Here is a 14,988-nt window from a genome sequence, read left to right on the forward strand (position 1 = left end):
CCGGGTGAGCGGGCGAGGCGGGCTGCGGCTCCGTCAGTGCTCGACGCGGGACGGGGCTCGGGACCCTCTTAGGGTAGCGGCGGCGATGACCGCCGCGATGACCACCAGCGCCGCACCCATGACCGCGGTCACCCCGACGCCGGCCCCGAACGCGCTCGCAGCCGCCTCTCGCAGTGCCTCGCCGAGGGCACCACCGAGCCGATCGGCTTCCTGCATCGCCCCCGCGAGCGTTTCCCGCGCGGGACCGAGCGCCTCGCGGGGCAACGCGGCGGGCAGCTCGAGGTGGCCCCGGTAGAGGGCCGTGACCGCGCCGCCGAGCACCGCGGTCCCCAACACCGCGCCGAGTTCGTACGCCGTCTCCGAGACCGCGCTGGCTGCCCCCGCCTTCGCGGGGGGAGCGCTGGCCAGGATGAGCTCGTTGGCCACGGTCTCGGCCGCGCCGATACCGAGGCCGAGCGAGACGAACGCGACGATGAGCGTGGTCGGGGCCGCATCCGCGCCGGAGAGCCCGACGACGGCGTAGCCGAGCGCGGAGAAAGCGAGCGCCGCCGGTACGAGCACGCGAGGGGCGATGCGGCGGCCGAGTGGCACGACGAGGAACCCGGCGATGATCATGGCGGCGAGGCCGGGCACCAGGGCCAGTCCGGCATCCAGGGGCGACAGGCCGAGCACCAGTTGCAGGTACTGCGCGACGAAGAAGAGGAAACCGACGAGTCCGACCACGGACAGGAGGTTCACCAGCAGCGCACCGGTGAAGGTGCCGTCTCGGAACAGCCGCATGTCGAGCATGGGCACGCGCATGCACAGCTGACGCCGGACGAACACCACGCCGAACAGCGCTCCGATGGCGAGGAACGCCCACGCGGCGCTGCCGACACCGTGCACCGCGAGCTCCTTGATGGCGAAGACGATCGGCACCATCGTCGCCATCGACAGCACGATGCTCGGCGGATCGATGCGGCCGGGATGCGGGTCGCGGCTCTCCGGCACGAGGAATGGCGCGAGCACCAGGAGCGGAACGAGGACGGGGAGGGCGAGCAGGAACACCGACCCCCACGAGAAATGCTCCAGGAGGACTCCGCCCACGATCGGCCCGAGCGCAGCCCCGGCCGAGAACATCGAAGCCCACACCGCGATCGCGAGCCGCCGCTGGTCGCGATCGGTGAAGATGCTGCGCAGGAGCGACAGCGTCGAGGGCATGAGCATTGCGCCGAAGAACCCCATCGCCGCGCGGGCGAGGATCAGCAGTTCGGCCGTGGGCGCGAAGGCGGCGAGGGCCGAGATCGTCGCGAAGCCGGTCGCCCCGATCAGCAGCATCCGACGACGTCCGAAGCGGTCGCCCATCGTCCCCATGGTGACCAGAAGCGCCGCCAGCACCAGCGGGTACACGTCGACGATCCAGAGCTGCTGGGCGCTGGTGGGTTCGAGGTCGCGGCCGATGGCGGGCAGAGCGAAGCTGAGCACCGTGTTGTCGACCGATACCAGGATCACGGGGAGCATCAGCACCGCGAGGGCCACCCACCCGCGCCACCCCACACGGGTGCCTGCGTCGGGCACGATCTCCACCGCCTGCGTCGTCACGTCACACCTCTTTTCTGTACCGTCCAGCCGGTATAGTATCAGGAGGGCACCGGCCCGTCGATACGATCGAGGACATGAGTCGTCCGCCACTGGCCCGCGAGAAGGTCCTCGACGCGTACGAGTCGATCCTCATCGCCGACGGCGAACGCGCGGCGACCATGGATGCCATCGCCCGCGAAGCGGGGGTGTCGAAGGGCGGCCTGCTGTACCACTTCGAGTCGAAAGAGGCTCTGGAAACCGCCCTGGTCGACCGGATGACGGCGCTCGCCCTCGTCGACATCGCCGAGCTCGCCGCCGCTCCCGACGGGCCCGTGGCCGCGTTCGTCCGCACGTCGGTCATGACCGGCCACCCTCTGGACCGCGCCATCACCGCGACGTCGAAACTGGCCCAGACGGGGAACGTCGCCGCCTCGGACGCCCTTCGGAGCATCCGCGACCGGTGGGCCGACATGGTGCGCCCGCACGTTCGCGACGACGCCGCCGTGCAGTTGGTTCTGCTGGTCAGCGACGGACTCTACTTCAACAACGCCCTTGTGACCGGAGTGCTGCCGGGCCCGCTGCCGCGCGGCGACGACCTGGACGCGCTCGTGGAGCTGGTGGTCCAGGCGACGCGCGGCGCGTGAAGCCGATCAGGCCTCGGTGATCTCGATCTGACGGAACAGGTCGGCGTGGATGGCCGAGCTGACCTCTTCGAGAAGCGCATCGTCGACGGGCGAGTCGACCGTGAGCACCGACAGCGCCTGACCACCCGCGGTCTCGCGGGCGATCTGCATGCCCGCGATGTTGATGCCGGCCTCGCCGAACTTCTGCCCGTAGACCGCCACGATTCCGGGACGGTCGGTGTAGAGCATCACCACATGGTGCTTCTCGATCGGCAGCTCGATCGCGTGCCCGTTGATGCCGACGAGCTTCTCGACCTGCTTGGGGCCGGTGAGGGTGCCCGAAACCGACAGCTGCGAGCCGTCACTGAGGGCTCCACGGAGCGTGATGACGTTGCGGTACTCGGGACTGTCATCGTCGACGATCAGACGCACCTCCACACCGCGCTGCTCGGCGAGAAGCGGCGCGTTCACGTACGACACGGTCTCGCTGACCACGTTCGTGAAGACCCCCTTGAGAGCGGCGAGTTTGAGCACACCCACCTCGTAGTCCTTCAATTCGCCGTGCACCTCGACGTCGAGGCTGGTCAGCGGGGAGTGGGACAGTGCCGAGAAGATCTGCCCGAGCTTCTCCACCAGAGCGATGCCGGGTCGCACGTAGGGGTCGATGACGCCACCGGCGACGTTGACCGCGTCGGGTACGAGCTCACCGCCGAGGGCCAGGCGCACCGAACGGGCGACGGACACCCCGGCCTTCTCCTGCGCCTCCTCGGTGGAGGCGCCCAGGTGCGGGGTCACCACCACGTTCGGCAGATCCAGCAGCCGGTGTGCGGTGCCGCCCTCGAGCGGCGGCTCCGAGGTGAACACATCCAGGCCCGCGCCGGCGATCTCGCCCGAGGTCAGGGCCTCGAACAGGGCCTCCTCGTCGATGAGTCCGCCTCGCGCGACGTTGACGACGTAGGACGTCGGCTTCATGCGCTTCAGCTGGGCGGTGCCGATCATCCCGGTCGTCTCGGGGGTCTTGGGCATGTGGATGGTGACGAAGTCGCTCTGCTCGAGCAGCTCGTCCAAGGTGAGCAGCTGGACACCGAGCTGCTGGGCGCGCGCGCTGGTGACGTACGGGTCGTAGGCGACGACCTTCATGTCGAACGCCTGCAGACGCGCGGCGATGAGCGCGCCGATACGGCCGAGGCCGATGATGCCGACCGTCTTCTCGAACAGCTCGGTGCCGGTGTACGAGCTGCGCTTCCACGCTCCGCCCGCGAGCGAGGCGTGCGCCGCCGGGATGCGTCGGGCCAGGCTGAGGATGTGGCCGACGGTCAGTTCGGCGGCCGAGATGATGTTGGAGGTCGGGGCGTTGACGACCATGACCCCCGCGGTCGTCGCCTGCTTGATGTCGACGTTGTCGAGTCCGACCCCCGCGCGCGCGACGACCTTCAGGTGCGGTGCCGCCGCGAGGGCTTCGGCGTCGATCTTCGTCGCGGAGCGCACGAGCACGGCGTTCGAGTCTGCCAAGGCTTCGAGGAGTGCCGGACGATCGGTGCCGTCGACATGGCGGACCTCGAAGTCCGGACCCAGGGCGTCGATGGTGGCGGGAGAGAGCTGTTCGGCGATGAGCACGACGGGCTTCGACACGTGGATTTTCCTTCGGTGGCGGTGCGCGAGATGCGCGGTGCAATGCGGAATGCCGCGCCGCACGCGGCGGGGGCGAGGCCGGACTCAGCCTATCGCGCGGGTGGGGAGCCGACGAACCGTGTGACGCGGCTGCCCCTTCCGATTCACGTCTCGAGGGGGCCGATTCACGTCTCGAGGGGGTTCAGCAGCGCGTCGGTGATCGAGGAATAGGCGAGGACATCGAGCCAGAACACCGCGACCAGTCCGAGCCCGACCAGCAGCATCAGCGACAGAGCGCGGGCCCCGCGTCGTCGACCCATCCCGAAGGTCACGGCGAAGACGATGATCGGGAACAGCACCGCGAAACCGAGGACGAGCCAGCCGAGACCGTTCAGACCGCGCAGACCCGATGCCTGGAGGATCAGGAAATCCAGGGCGTTCCATACCGCGTAGGCATAGAGCAGTCCGAACGCGCCGGTGATCGTCCCGGTCAACCAGGTGGGGATGCGGCGGCTGCGCTCCGATGCCGTCTCAGTACTCATTGTCCGATCGCTCCGATCATCGCGAAGGGCCACGGCACGAGAAGGACGACTCCTACGGCGAGCCACACGAAGCGGATCCACGTGCGTGAGCGGCGGGTCAGCAGGACGGTCCCCGCAAACCACAGGGCGGGCGTGGCGACGGCGATCCAGAGCGCGAACGTGTAGGCGACTCGCGCCACGGCCGTCTCCGGCAGGAGGAACGGGATGACATCCTGCAGGCGCAGCCCGCCCACGATCCACCCGACCGTGTAGAGCAGGTACACCCCGCCCAGCACGCCGAGGGCGATCAGTGCGGCGTTCCCGATGGGCGCAGGCTCTTCGTCCGCCCCCGACGAGTCGTCCCGGGCGTCGTCGGACGGCGCGGGCTCGGCCCCCTCGGCGGACTCGCGGTCCGGGGTGCCGATGCCGTCGGACCCTCGACCGACGGCCGTGTAGCCGGGAGGCAGGTCGAGGGGCCTGGCATTGCCCGCGGACGATTCGGACGCCTCCTCGGGGACATCGACCGGATCCGCCGCTGACGCTCCCACATCGAGGGTCGGGTCGTCATCGCCGTCCCAGCTCAGGGCGTCTCGCTCGCGGGGGGTCACTCCCCCAGCCTAGCCGCGCCGTACCCGACCGTGCCCGCTGCGCCGATGTCCGCCGTTCATCTGTCACCGGTGGTCGTGATCCGGACCGCGAACCGACATCACGCGGCACGTGAACGGCCACGTGCGGACACGACGGAGGGCGGGCACCGAAGCACCCGCCCTCCGTTCACGACCTCGGTCAGCGCGCGGCGCTGCCCTGGTTTCGATACGCGGCTGAGCCACTACTCAACCCAAGGGTTTCGATACGCGGCTGAGCCACTACTCAACCCAAGGGTTTCGATACGCGGCTGAGCCACTACTCAACCCAAGGGTTTCGATACGCGGCCGAGCCACTACTCAACCCAAGGGTTTCGATACGCGGCTGAGCCACTACTCAACCCAAGCTACCTCGGTCAGCGCGCGGCGCTGCCCTCGGTGTAGTCCTCGTCCTGCTGCTTCCAGGCGAAGAGCGAGCGCAGGTCCTTGCCGACCGCCTCGATGGGGTGCGATGCGGCCTTCTCGCGCAGCTGCATGAACTCGGTCGCACCGTTGTCCTGGTCGTCGATGAACCGCTTGGCGAACGCGCCCGACTGGATGTCGGCGAGAACGGCCTGCATGTTCTCCTTGACGCTGGGATCGATCACGCGGGGACCCGAGACGTAGTCGCCGTACTCCGCGGTGTCCGACACGCTCCAGCGCTGCTTGGCGATGCCGCCCTCCCACATCAGGTCGACGATGAGCTTGAGCTCGTGGAGGACCTCGAAGTACGCGATCTGCGGCTGGTAGCCGGCCTCGGTCAGGGTCTCGAAGCCGTACTGGACGAGCTGCGAGACGCCACCGCAGAGCACGGCCTGCTCGCCGAACAGGTCGCTCTCGGTCTCCTCCGTGAAGGTCGTCTTGATGACACCGGCACGGGTGCCGCCGATCGCCTTCGCGTAGGACAGCGCGGTGGCCCAGGCCGAGCCCGAGGCGTCGCGCTCGACGGCGATGATGTCGGGGATGCCGCGACCGGCGACGTACTCGCGGCGCACGGTGTGGCCGGGGGCCTTCGGGGCGACGAGGATGACGTCCACGCCCTCGGGCGCGTCGATGTAGCCGAAGCGGATGTTGAAGCCGTGCGCGAAGGCGAGGGTCTTGCCCGCGGTGAGCTTGTCCTTGATGCTGTCGGTGAAGATCGAGCGCTGGTGCTGGTCGGGCGCCAGGATCATGATGAGGTCGGCCCACTCGGCGGCGTCGGCGACCGACTTCACCTCGAAGCCTTCCTCCTGCGCCTTCTGGGTCGACTTCGAGCCGTCCTTGAGGCCGATGACGACCTCGACACCCGAGTCGCGCAGGTTCTGCGCGTGGGCGTGGCCCTGCGAGCCGTAGCCCACGATCGCCACCTTCTTGCCCTGGATGATGCTCAGGTCGGCGTCGTCGTCGTAGAAGATCTCAGCCATTCTCCGTGTCTCCTTCAGTGTGGGTCGTTGCGTATGGTCTCGCTTCGCGCGCTCAACGACCGGGGAGCGAGAAGCGAAAGGGGGTGTGTCAGCCGCGCAGGACGCGCTCGGTGATGCTCTTGGGTCCGCGGCCGATCGCGAGCAGGCCCGACTGGGCGAGCTCCTTGACGCCGAACGGCTCGATGGCGCGCAAGAAGGCCTCGACCTTCCCCTGGTCGCCGGTGATCTCCACCACGACCGCGTCGGGGGCGTAGTCGACCACAGACGCGCGGAAGAGGTTGACGACCTCCAAGACGTTCGAGCGCGTCTGGTTGTCGGCGCGCACCTTCACGAGCATGTGCTCGCGCTGCACCGACGCGGCCGGCTCCAGCTCGACGATCTTGATGACGTTGACCAGCTTGTTCAGCTGCTTGGTCACCTGCTCGAGGGGAAGCCCCTCGACGTCGACGACGACGGTGATGCGCGACAGCCCAGGCACCTCCGTGACGCCGACGGCGAGCGACTCGATGTTGAATCCGCGACGGGCGAACAGTCCCGCGACGCGGGTCAACAGGCCGGGCTTGTCCTCGACGAGGAGGCTCAGGACGTGCTTCGACATCTCACTCGTCCCCTTCGAACGACGGCGCGTGCTCGCGGGCGTACTGGATGTAGCTGTTGCTGACGCCCTGCGGGACCATCGGCCACACCATGGCGTCGGCGCTCACGACGAAGTCGATCACGACCGGCCGGTCGTTGGTCTCCAGCGCCAGCCTGATCGCGTCGTCCACCTGGTCTTCGCTCTCGACGCGGATGGCGAGGCATCCGTACGCTTCGGCGAGCTTCACGAAGTCGGGGATGCGCGCCGTGCCGTGTCCGGTGTTCAGGTCGGTGTTGGAGTGACGTCCGTCGTAGAACAGCGTCTGCCACTGCCTCACCATGCCCAGCGAGGAGTTGTTGATGACGGCGACCTTGATCGGGATGCCGTTGATCGCGCAGGTCGCCAGCTCCTGGTTGGTCATCTGGAAGCATCCGTCGCCGTCGATCGCCCACACCTGACGGTGCGGCTCGGCGACCTTCGCGCCCATCGCGGCCGGAACGGCGTAGCCCATCGTGCCGGCCCCGCCGGAGTTGAGCCATGCGTTGGGGCGCTCGTACTTGATGAACTGGGCAGCCCACATCTGGTGCTGCCCGACCCCCGCGGCGTACACGCCTTCCGGGCCGGTGAGCTCGCCGATGCGCTGGATCACGTGCTGCGGCGAGAGCAGGCCGTCGGAGGTGGGGGCGAAGCCGAGCGGGAATTCGTCCCGCAGCCCGTCGAGGAACGACCACCACTGGTCGATCTCGGGCTTCTGCCCGTCGGCGACGCCGCGGAAGGCGGTGTCCAGATCGACCAGCACATCCTTCAGGTCGCCCACGATGGGCACGTCGGCGGTGCGGATCTTGGAGATCTCGGCCGGGTCGATGTCGACGTGGATGACCTTCGCACCGGGAGCGAACAGCGCCGCCTTCCCGGTGACGCGGTCATCGAACCGGGCACCGAGGGTGATGAGAAGGTCCGCCTCCTGCAGCGCCAGGACGGCGGGCACCGTTCCGTGCATGCCCGGCATGCCGAGGTGCTGGGAGTGCGAGTCGGGGAAGGCACCGCGCGCCATCAGGGTGGTCACGACCGGAGCTCCGGTCGACTCGGCGAGGGTGAGCAGCTCGGCGGAGGCTCCGGCGCGGATCACTCCGCCGCCTACGTAGAGCACCGGCTTCTTGGCCTCGGCGATCAGCTGGGCCGCGGCCTGGATCTGCTTGCCGTGCGCCTTGGTCACGGGTCGGTACCCGGGCAGGTCGTACTTCGGCGGCCAGACGAAGGGCACTTCGGCCTGCTGGGCGTCCTTGGTGATGTCCACCAGGACGGGTCCGGGACGACCCGTCGTGGCGATCTCGAACGCCGCGGCGATCGCGCCGGGGATCTCCGAGGCGTCTTTGACGAGGAAGGAGTGCTTGGTGATCGGCATCGTGATGCCGACGATGTCCGCTTCCTGGAACGCGTCCGTGCCCATGAGGTGCGAGAAGACCTGACCGGTGATGCACACCAGCGGGACGGAGTCCATGTAGGCGTCGGCGATCGCGGTGACGAGGTTCGTGGCGCCGGGGCCCGAGGTCGCGATGGCGACACCGGGACGACCCGACGCCGACGCGTACCCCTCGGCGGCGTGCCCGGCCCCCTGCTCGTGGCGCACGAGGATGTGGCGCAGCTCGCTGGCGTCCATGAGCGGGTCGTAGAAGTGCATGATGGCACCACCGGGGATGCCGAACACGTCGGTGACGCCCAGCAGTTCGAGCGAGCGGACCATGGCCTGGGCGCCCGAGAGCACGGGCGCCGAAGCGCTGCGAGCGGGTGGCCGCGGCACGGCGGCGGCGGTTTCTGAAGGCATGGTGGTTCCTCTGTCGAGAACGAGCAGATGAGTCGGAGGCCGCTACCCGGTGACGGCTCCGTGCGCGGCGGAGCGCACGAGCTTGGAGTACTTGGCCAGGACGCCACGGGTGTAGCGCGGGGGAAGGGGCTCCCAGCCAGAGCGGCGGGAGTCCAGCTCCGCGTCATCGACGAGTAGGTCGAGACTGCGAGCTGCGATATCGACCCGTATCAGATCACCATCGCGCACGAACGCGATGGGACCTGCGTCCACCGCCTCGGGTGCTATGTGGCCGATGCACAGGCCGGTTGTGCCGCCTGAGAATCTGCCGTCCGTCAAGAGTAGTACATCTTTTCCGAGCCCTGCGCCCTTGATCGCGGCGGTGATGGCGAGCATCTCACGCATGCCCGGGCCGCCCTTGGGACCCTCGTATCGGATGACGATGACCGTTCCGGGGGCGATGTCACCGGACGCGACGGCGTCCATGGCGGCGCGTTCCCGCTCGAAGACCCGAGCGGGTCCTTCGAAGACCGTCGCGTCGAAGCCGGCGGTCTTGACCACGGCGCCCTCGGGCGCGAGCGAGCCGTGGAGGATCGTGATGCCACCGCTGGCGTGGATCGGGTCATCGAAGGTGTGGATGACCTTCCCGTCGATCGGGTCGGGATCCAGGTCGCGCAGGTTCTCGGCGACGGTCTTGCCCGTCACGGTGAGGGCGTCCCCGTGGATGAGCCCTTCGTCGAGCATCGCCTTCATCACCACGGGGATGCCGCCGTGGCGATCGACGTCGTTCATCACGTACTGGCCGAACGGCTTCATGTCTGCCACGTGGGGCGTCTTGTCGCCGATGCGGTTGAAGTCGTGCAGGGTCAGGTCCACCTCGGCCTCGCGGGCGATGGCCAGCAGGTGAAGCACCGCGTTGGTCGAACCGCCGAGAGCCATCACGAGGGCGATCGCGTTCTCGAACGCTTCCTTGGTGAGGATGTCTTTGGTGGTGATGCCCTGACGGAGCAGGTTGACCACGGCCTCACCCGAGCGGTGCGCGTAGTAGTCGCGTCGACGGTCCGCCGACGGCGGAGCGGCGGAACCCGGCAAGCTCAGGCCCAGCGCCTCCCCCACGGAGGCCATCGTGTTGGCGGTGTACATTCCGCCGCACGCGCCTTCGCCGGGGACGATGGCGCATTCGATGCGCTTGAGGTCCTCTTCGCTCATCTTGCCCGCGCGGCACGCCCCGACGCCCTCGAAGGAGTCGATGATCGTCACGTCCTTCTCCGTGCCGTCGCTGAGCTTGACCCATCCGGGCATCGTCGACCCGGCGTAGAGGAACACGCTCGACAGGCCGAGGCGGGCACTGGCCATCATCATGCCGGGGATCGACTTGTCGCATCCGGCCAGCAGCACGGTGCCGTCCAGACGCTCGGCCATGATGACCGCCTCGACCGAGTCGGCGATGACCTCGCGGCTCACCAGGGAGAAGTGCATTCCCTCGTGTCCCATCGAGATCCCGTCCGAGACCGAGATGGTGCCGAACTGCAGCGGATACCCGCCGCCGCCGTGCACACCCTCCTTGGCGCCCTGCGCCAAGCGGTCGAGGCTGAGGTTGCAGGGGGTGATCTCGTTCCAGCTCGACGCGATGCCGATCTGAGGCTTGTCCCAGTCCTCGTCCCCCATGCCGACCGCGCGGAGCATGCCCCGTGACGTGGTGGCTTCGATGCCGTCGGTGACGGCGCGACTGCGGGGCTTGATGTCGATCGATTCGTCGGGGTGGGCCATACTCCGAGTCTATGGCCGACCGGGGTCTAACGAAGACCCGCGGCGCGCTCGTCGGCGAGACGACGAAGCAGGCGGGCGAACGCGGCGATATCGGGTACCGACACCGTCGCGTGGGTGTCGCGACGGCCGATGTGCACGCCGACATCTGACGGGCCCAGGCTCGCCAGGGCATCCTCGTCGGTCACGTCATCCCCGGCGAAGAGCACGCCGGTGGCGCCGACGGCCTCGCGCAGGTGGGCGACCGCGGAATCCTTGCCCTCGTGCCGGAAGGCGTACTCGACGATGTTGTGCCCGGTGCGTCGACGCCAGTGCGGCGCCTCGGCCTCGACGATGGCGTCCACGGCCGCGTTCGCCTTCGCGGCGTCCTCTCGCGAGGCCGTGCGCGTGTGCACGCCGAACCCGAAGCTCTTCGGCTCGATGAAGACGCCCTCCAGACCCGCGGTCACACGTTCGGCGTGGGCGCGGAGCGTGTCGCGCAGATTCGCGTCGACGGCGTCGGCGGCGGTGTCCTGCACGCCGGCTCCGGGCTGCCAGAACTCCGCACCGTGGGAGCCTGCCAGCCACACCGGCGACGTCTCGTCGTGCTCGGCGATGACGCGCAGATCGTGCAGACTGCGCCCGGAGACCAGCGCCACGGTGGTGCGCGGCGTCGCCACGAGCGCGTCCAGCGCCGCGCGCGCCTCGGGAAGCATGCGGGCCGCCATCGGCTCGTCCTGGAGCGGCGAGAGCGTGCCGTCGAAGTCGAGGGCGACCAGCAGCTCGTCGGTGCCGGCGAGGGCCGAGATCGAGTCGGTCATCGGGCGGCACGCTCCTTCGCGGTGCGGGCGTCGTCGAGCGCCGCCAGGAACGAATCCGACCAGGCCTTGACGTCGTGCTCGATGACCCGCTTGCGCAGCGAGCGCATCCGCCGTGCCTGATCGGCTTCGGGCATCTCGATGGCCTGGATGATGACGTCCTTGAGCGTGTCGATGTCGTGCGGGTTGACCTTCAGCGCCGACCCGAGTTCGTCGGCCGCGCCGGCGAACTCCGACAGCACGAGGACCCCGCGGTTGTCGTTGCGGGTGGCGACGTACTCCTTCGCGACGAGGTTCATGCCGTCGCGGAGGGCCGTGACCAGCATCACGTCGGCGGCGAGGAACAGGGCGACCATCTCTTCTCGCGGGTACCCCTGGTGGAGGTAGCGGATGGCACTGTGCCCGAAGGTGTCGTAGTCGCCGTTGATGCGGGCGACGGTCAGCTCGATCTCGTCGCGCAGCTGCACATACGCCTCGACGCGCTCACGACTCGGGCTCGCGACCTGCACGAGAGTGACGTCGTCGACGGTCACGCGGCCGTCCTCGAGGAGCTCGCCGAAGGCCTTCAGACGATGACGGATGCCCTTGGTGTAGTCGAGGCGGTCGACGCCCAGCAGAATCGCCTTGGGGTTCCCGAGCCCCTCCCGGATCTCTTTCGCACGCGCCTGGACCTCGGGCTTCTCGGCCAGCTGCATATAGGTGTCGGCGGCGATCGAGATCGGGAAGGCCTTGGCCAACGCGACGTGGGCGGTCCCGTCCTCGGCGGGGACCGTGATGCGCCCGGCGCGGGTCTCGTAGCGGAACAGGCGCCGCACGGCGCGGGCGAAGTTGCCGGCATCGGCCACACGCTGGAATCCGATCACATCGGCCCCGAGCAGCCCCTCGAGCACCAGGCGGCGCCACGGCAGCTGCGAGTACAGACCGTAGGCGGGGAAGGGGATGTGGTGGAAGTAGCCGATCGTGAGGTCGGGGCGCATCTCGCGCAGCATCTTGGGCACGAGCTGCAACTGGTAGTCCTGCACCCAGACCGTGCCGCCTTCCTTGACCGCGTCCGCGGCGGCCTCGGCGAAGCGACGGTTGACGCGAACGTAGGAGTCCCACCACACGCGCCGATACCGGGGAGCGGCGATGACGTCGTGGTAGAGCGGCCAGATCGTGTCGTTGGAGAATCCTTCGTAGTACTTCTCGATCTCGTCCGCGCTGAGGCAGACCGGGATCAGCTGCGTCCCGTCGAACTCGAACGGCTCCAGCTCGAGGTCGGCCTGGCCGGGCCAGCCGACCCAGGCACCATCGGTCTCTTTCATGACCGGCTCGAGCGCGGTGACCAGCCCTCCCGGCGACCGGCGCCAGCCGTCCTCCCCCTCCCCCGGTCCGGCTTTGTCCACGGGCAGGCGGTTGGCGACGACGACGAATTCGGCCTGGGTCACAGGGTGCTCCTGACGGTGATCGGGCCTTCAGGCTAACAGCGCCGTGTTTCGCGAAACCGCTCCTTGACGGCTTCCGCGGTGAGTGTCAAGAGTGCACGGTGGCTGCGTCGTCGCGATAGCGTGGGGCCATGCGCCAGTATCTGTTCGGCACCGGAATCCTCAGCGCCGTCACCGGCGGAATGACCCTGCTGCGGAGCATCCGCAACGACGAGCCCTTCACGTGGCGGACAGCGCTGGCGTGGCTGAGCTGGGGCATCTCGCTCGCTCTGGCGATCGGCGCGATCGTCGACACCCGCCGCGCCGCACGCGGGCACGCGATTCCGCAGGACTCCCCCGTGCACGGCAAAGAGGAGAAGCTCATGAAGAAGCGCCTCGCCCGGGGTCGCTGAGCTCCGGTCCTCACCCCGCCCTCAGCGGGTGAGGATGAGCGCGTCGCCCTGTCCACCGCCGCCGCACAGCGCGACCGCCGCGGTGCCGGAGCCGCGTCGAATCAGTTCGTGTACGGCGTGGACGACCAAGCGGTTGCCCGACGCACCGATCGGATGCCCGATGGCGATGCCGCCGCCGTGCGGATTCACGATCTCGTCGGACAGCCCCAGTTCCGCCTGGGAGTGGGCGACCACGGCCCCGAAAGCCTCGTTGATCTCGACCACATCCAGGTCCCCCGGAGCGATGCCCTGTTTGGTGCAGGCCTTCTCGATCGCACGCGCCGGCTGGGCGTGCAAAGAGTTGTCGGGACCGGCGACCTGCCCGGAGGCGCCCACGACCGCAAGGACCTTCCATCCGTTCTCGTCGGCGTGCGAGCGGGTGGTCAGCACGACCGCGGAGGCGCCGTCGGAGATCTGCGAGGCGTTGCCCGCCGTGATGGAGCCGCCCTCGGCGAACGCAGGACGCAGCTTCGCCAAGGTGTCCACCGTCGTCTCCGGCCGCACACCCTCGTCGCGGGAGACGATCGTCGGGTCCCCCTTGCGCTGCGGGATCTCGATCGCCACGATCTCGGCGTCGAAGATCCCGGCCTCGTGTGCGGCGGCGGCGCGCTGGTGGGAGCGGGCGGCGACGGCATCCTGCCTCTCTCGTGTGAGGCCGAGGCGCTCGTTGTGTCGCTCGGTGGAGGCCCCCATGCTCTCGTCGTCATAGGCGTCGGTGAGTCCGTCGTGGGCCATGTGGTCGATCACCTCGACGGAGCCGTAGGTCCATCCCGCGCGCGAGCCCATCATGAGGTGTGGTGCGCGGGTCATCGACTCCATGCCGGCGGCGACGACCACCGTCGCGTCGCCGAGGGCCAGCATGCGCGCGCCGTCGATGACGGCGGTCAGGCCCGACAGACAGACCTTGTTCACGCTGGAGGCGTGCACGTCCCATCCGATCCCCGCGGCAACCGCGGCTTGCCGGGCGGGGTTCTGGCCCGCACCGGCGGCGAGCACCTGGCCCACCAGCACGGCATCGACGGCCTCGGCGGGGATGTCGCTGCGCTCGAGCGCGCCGCGGATCGCGGCGGCACCCAGTTGCACCGCGGTCAGGGGGGCGAGTTGGCCCTTCAGCCGACCCTGGGGCGTGCGGGCGGCGGCGACGATGACGATGTCGTCGGTGATCATGCGGTGCTCCCTTCGAGCGCGGGGTCGATGGTGACGGCCGCGAGCGACTCCGAGATGCGCAGCGGCGGCTCGGTCGCGGCGGTCACCTCATCGACCGTCACCCCCGGTGCCACCTCGACCAGGACCAGTCCTTCGTCGGTGACGTCGATGACGGCGAGGTCGGTGATGATGCGATCGACCACGCCGCGCCCGGTCAGCGGCAGCGAGCACTCGTCGACGATCTTCGCCGAACCGTCCTTCGCGACGTGCTCCATCAGCACGATGACCTTCCCGGCCCCGTGGACGAGATCCATGGCACCGCCGGGACCTTTGACCATCTTGCCCGGGATCATCCAGTTCGCGAGGTCGCCGGTGCGCGAGACCTGCATGGCGCCGAGGATGGCCGCGTCGATCTTGCCGCCGCGGATCATCCCGAAGCTGGTCGCCGAGTCGAAGAACGCCGTTCCCGGAAGGGTCGTCACCGTCTCCTTGCCCGCGTTGATCAGATCCGGGTCGACGGCGTCCTCAGCCGGGTAGGGGCCGACACCGAGGATGCCGTTCTCGGACTGCAGCACCAACGTCACGCCGTCGGGAACGTGGTTGGGCACCAGCGTGGGCAGTCCGATGCCGAGGTTCACGTACGAGCCGTCGGCGAGCTCGCGCGCGGCGCGCGCGGCCATCTCGATGCGGGTGAGGGCCAT

At 68.9% G+C, this 14,988-nt stretch carries 14 protein-coding genes; 2 read left to right on the forward strand and 12 right to left on the reverse strand.

Annotated features, from left to right (window positions below):
* Positions 1 to 33: 33 nt before the first annotated feature.
* A complete protein-coding gene (locus RZO50_RS10780) occupies positions 34 to 1,581 on the reverse strand; it encodes an MFS transporter (protein ID WP_322599735.1) in 1,548 nt (515 codons plus the stop codon).
* Between the two features lie 74 nt (positions 1,582 to 1,655).
* On the opposite strand from RZO50_RS10780, the gene RZO50_RS10785 reads away from it, so the two are divergent.
* Complete coding sequence (locus tag RZO50_RS10785; protein WP_322599736.1) at positions 1,656 to 2,204, forward strand: TetR/AcrR family transcriptional regulator; 549 nt, start codon at positions 1,656 to 1,658, stop codon at positions 2,202 to 2,204.
* Positions 2,205 to 2,210: 6 nt separating this feature from the next.
* Here RZO50_RS10785 and serA read toward each other — a convergent pair whose 3' ends face one another.
* The 9 genes from serA to RZO50_RS10830 all read right to left on the reverse strand — a co-directional run bounded on the left by serA (position 2,211) and on the right by RZO50_RS10830 (position 12,713).
* Positions 2,211 to 3,815 carry a phosphoglycerate dehydrogenase gene (serA, locus tag RZO50_RS10790; protein ID WP_322599737.1) on the reverse strand — a complete coding sequence of 535 codons (1,605 nt, stop codon included), beginning with the start codon at positions 3,813 to 3,815 and terminating at the stop codon, positions 2,211 to 2,213.
* A gap of 164 nt (positions 3,816 to 3,979) precedes the next feature.
* Positions 3,980 to 4,336, reverse strand: coding sequence for a hypothetical protein (locus RZO50_RS10795; RefSeq protein WP_322599738.1), 357 nt, complete (start codon positions 4,334 to 4,336; stop codon positions 3,980 to 3,982).
* Positions 4,333 to 4,923, reverse strand: a complete 591-nt coding sequence (locus RZO50_RS10800) for a DNA polymerase III subunit gamma/tau (RefSeq protein ID WP_322599739.1) — start codon at positions 4,921 to 4,923, stop codon at positions 4,333 to 4,335. Before RZO50_RS10800 ends, RZO50_RS10795 begins: the two co-directional genes overlap by 4 nt.
* Before the next feature lie 392 nt (positions 4,924 to 5,315).
* Positions 5,316 to 6,341 carry a ketol-acid reductoisomerase gene (ilvC, locus tag RZO50_RS10805; RefSeq protein ID WP_322599740.1) on the reverse strand — a complete coding sequence of 342 codons (1,026 nt, stop codon included), beginning with the start codon at positions 6,339 to 6,341 and terminating at the stop codon, positions 5,316 to 5,318.
* An 88-nt stretch (positions 6,342 to 6,429) separates the two neighbouring features.
* Positions 6,430 to 6,939, reverse strand: a complete 510-nt coding sequence (gene ilvN, locus RZO50_RS10810) for an acetolactate synthase small subunit (RefSeq protein WP_322599741.1) — start codon at positions 6,937 to 6,939, stop codon at positions 6,430 to 6,432.
* A gap of 1 nt (position 6,940) precedes the next feature.
* On the reverse strand, positions 6,941 to 8,743 hold the full coding sequence (locus RZO50_RS10815) for an acetolactate synthase large subunit (protein WP_322599742.1): 1,803 nt from the start codon (positions 8,741 to 8,743) through the stop codon (positions 6,941 to 6,943).
* Between the two features lie 42 nt (positions 8,744 to 8,785).
* On the reverse strand, positions 8,786 to 10,492 hold the full coding sequence (gene ilvD, locus RZO50_RS10820) for a dihydroxy-acid dehydratase (protein WP_322599743.1): 1,707 nt from the start codon (positions 10,490 to 10,492) through the stop codon (positions 8,786 to 8,788).
* Between the two features lie 26 nt (positions 10,493 to 10,518).
* Positions 10,519 to 11,289, reverse strand: a complete 771-nt coding sequence (gene otsB, locus RZO50_RS10825; protein ID WP_322599744.1) for a trehalose-phosphatase — start codon at positions 11,287 to 11,289, stop codon at positions 10,519 to 10,521.
* Positions 11,286 to 12,713, reverse strand: coding sequence for an alpha,alpha-trehalose-phosphate synthase (UDP-forming) (locus tag RZO50_RS10830; RefSeq protein WP_322599745.1), 1,428 nt, complete (start codon positions 12,711 to 12,713; stop codon positions 11,286 to 11,288). Before RZO50_RS10830 ends, otsB begins: the two co-directional genes overlap by 4 nt.
* 128 nt (positions 12,714 to 12,841) lie before the next feature.
* On the opposite strand from RZO50_RS10830, the gene RZO50_RS10835 reads away from it, so the two are divergent.
* On the forward strand, positions 12,842 to 13,102 hold the full coding sequence (locus RZO50_RS10835) for a hypothetical protein (RefSeq protein ID WP_322599746.1): 261 nt from the start codon (positions 12,842 to 12,844) through the stop codon (positions 13,100 to 13,102).
* 21 nt (positions 13,103 to 13,123) lie between these two features.
* Here RZO50_RS10835 and RZO50_RS10840 read toward each other — a convergent pair whose 3' ends face one another.
* Both RZO50_RS10840 and RZO50_RS10845 read right to left on the reverse strand, forming a co-directional pair.
* Entirely contained in the window at positions 13,124 to 14,308 is a 1,185-nt protein-coding gene (locus RZO50_RS10840) for an acetyl-CoA C-acetyltransferase (RefSeq protein ID WP_322599747.1), read from the reverse strand.
* Entirely contained in the window at positions 14,305 to 14,988 is a 684-nt protein-coding gene (locus RZO50_RS10845) for a CoA transferase subunit B (RefSeq protein ID WP_322599748.1), read from the reverse strand. Before RZO50_RS10845 ends, RZO50_RS10840 begins: the two co-directional genes overlap by 4 nt.

Origin of the sequence: Microbacterium xanthum (assembly GCF_034531355.1) — a bacterium.
Lineage (GTDB): Bacteria > Actinomycetota > Actinomycetes > Actinomycetales > Microbacteriaceae > Microbacterium > Microbacterium xanthum.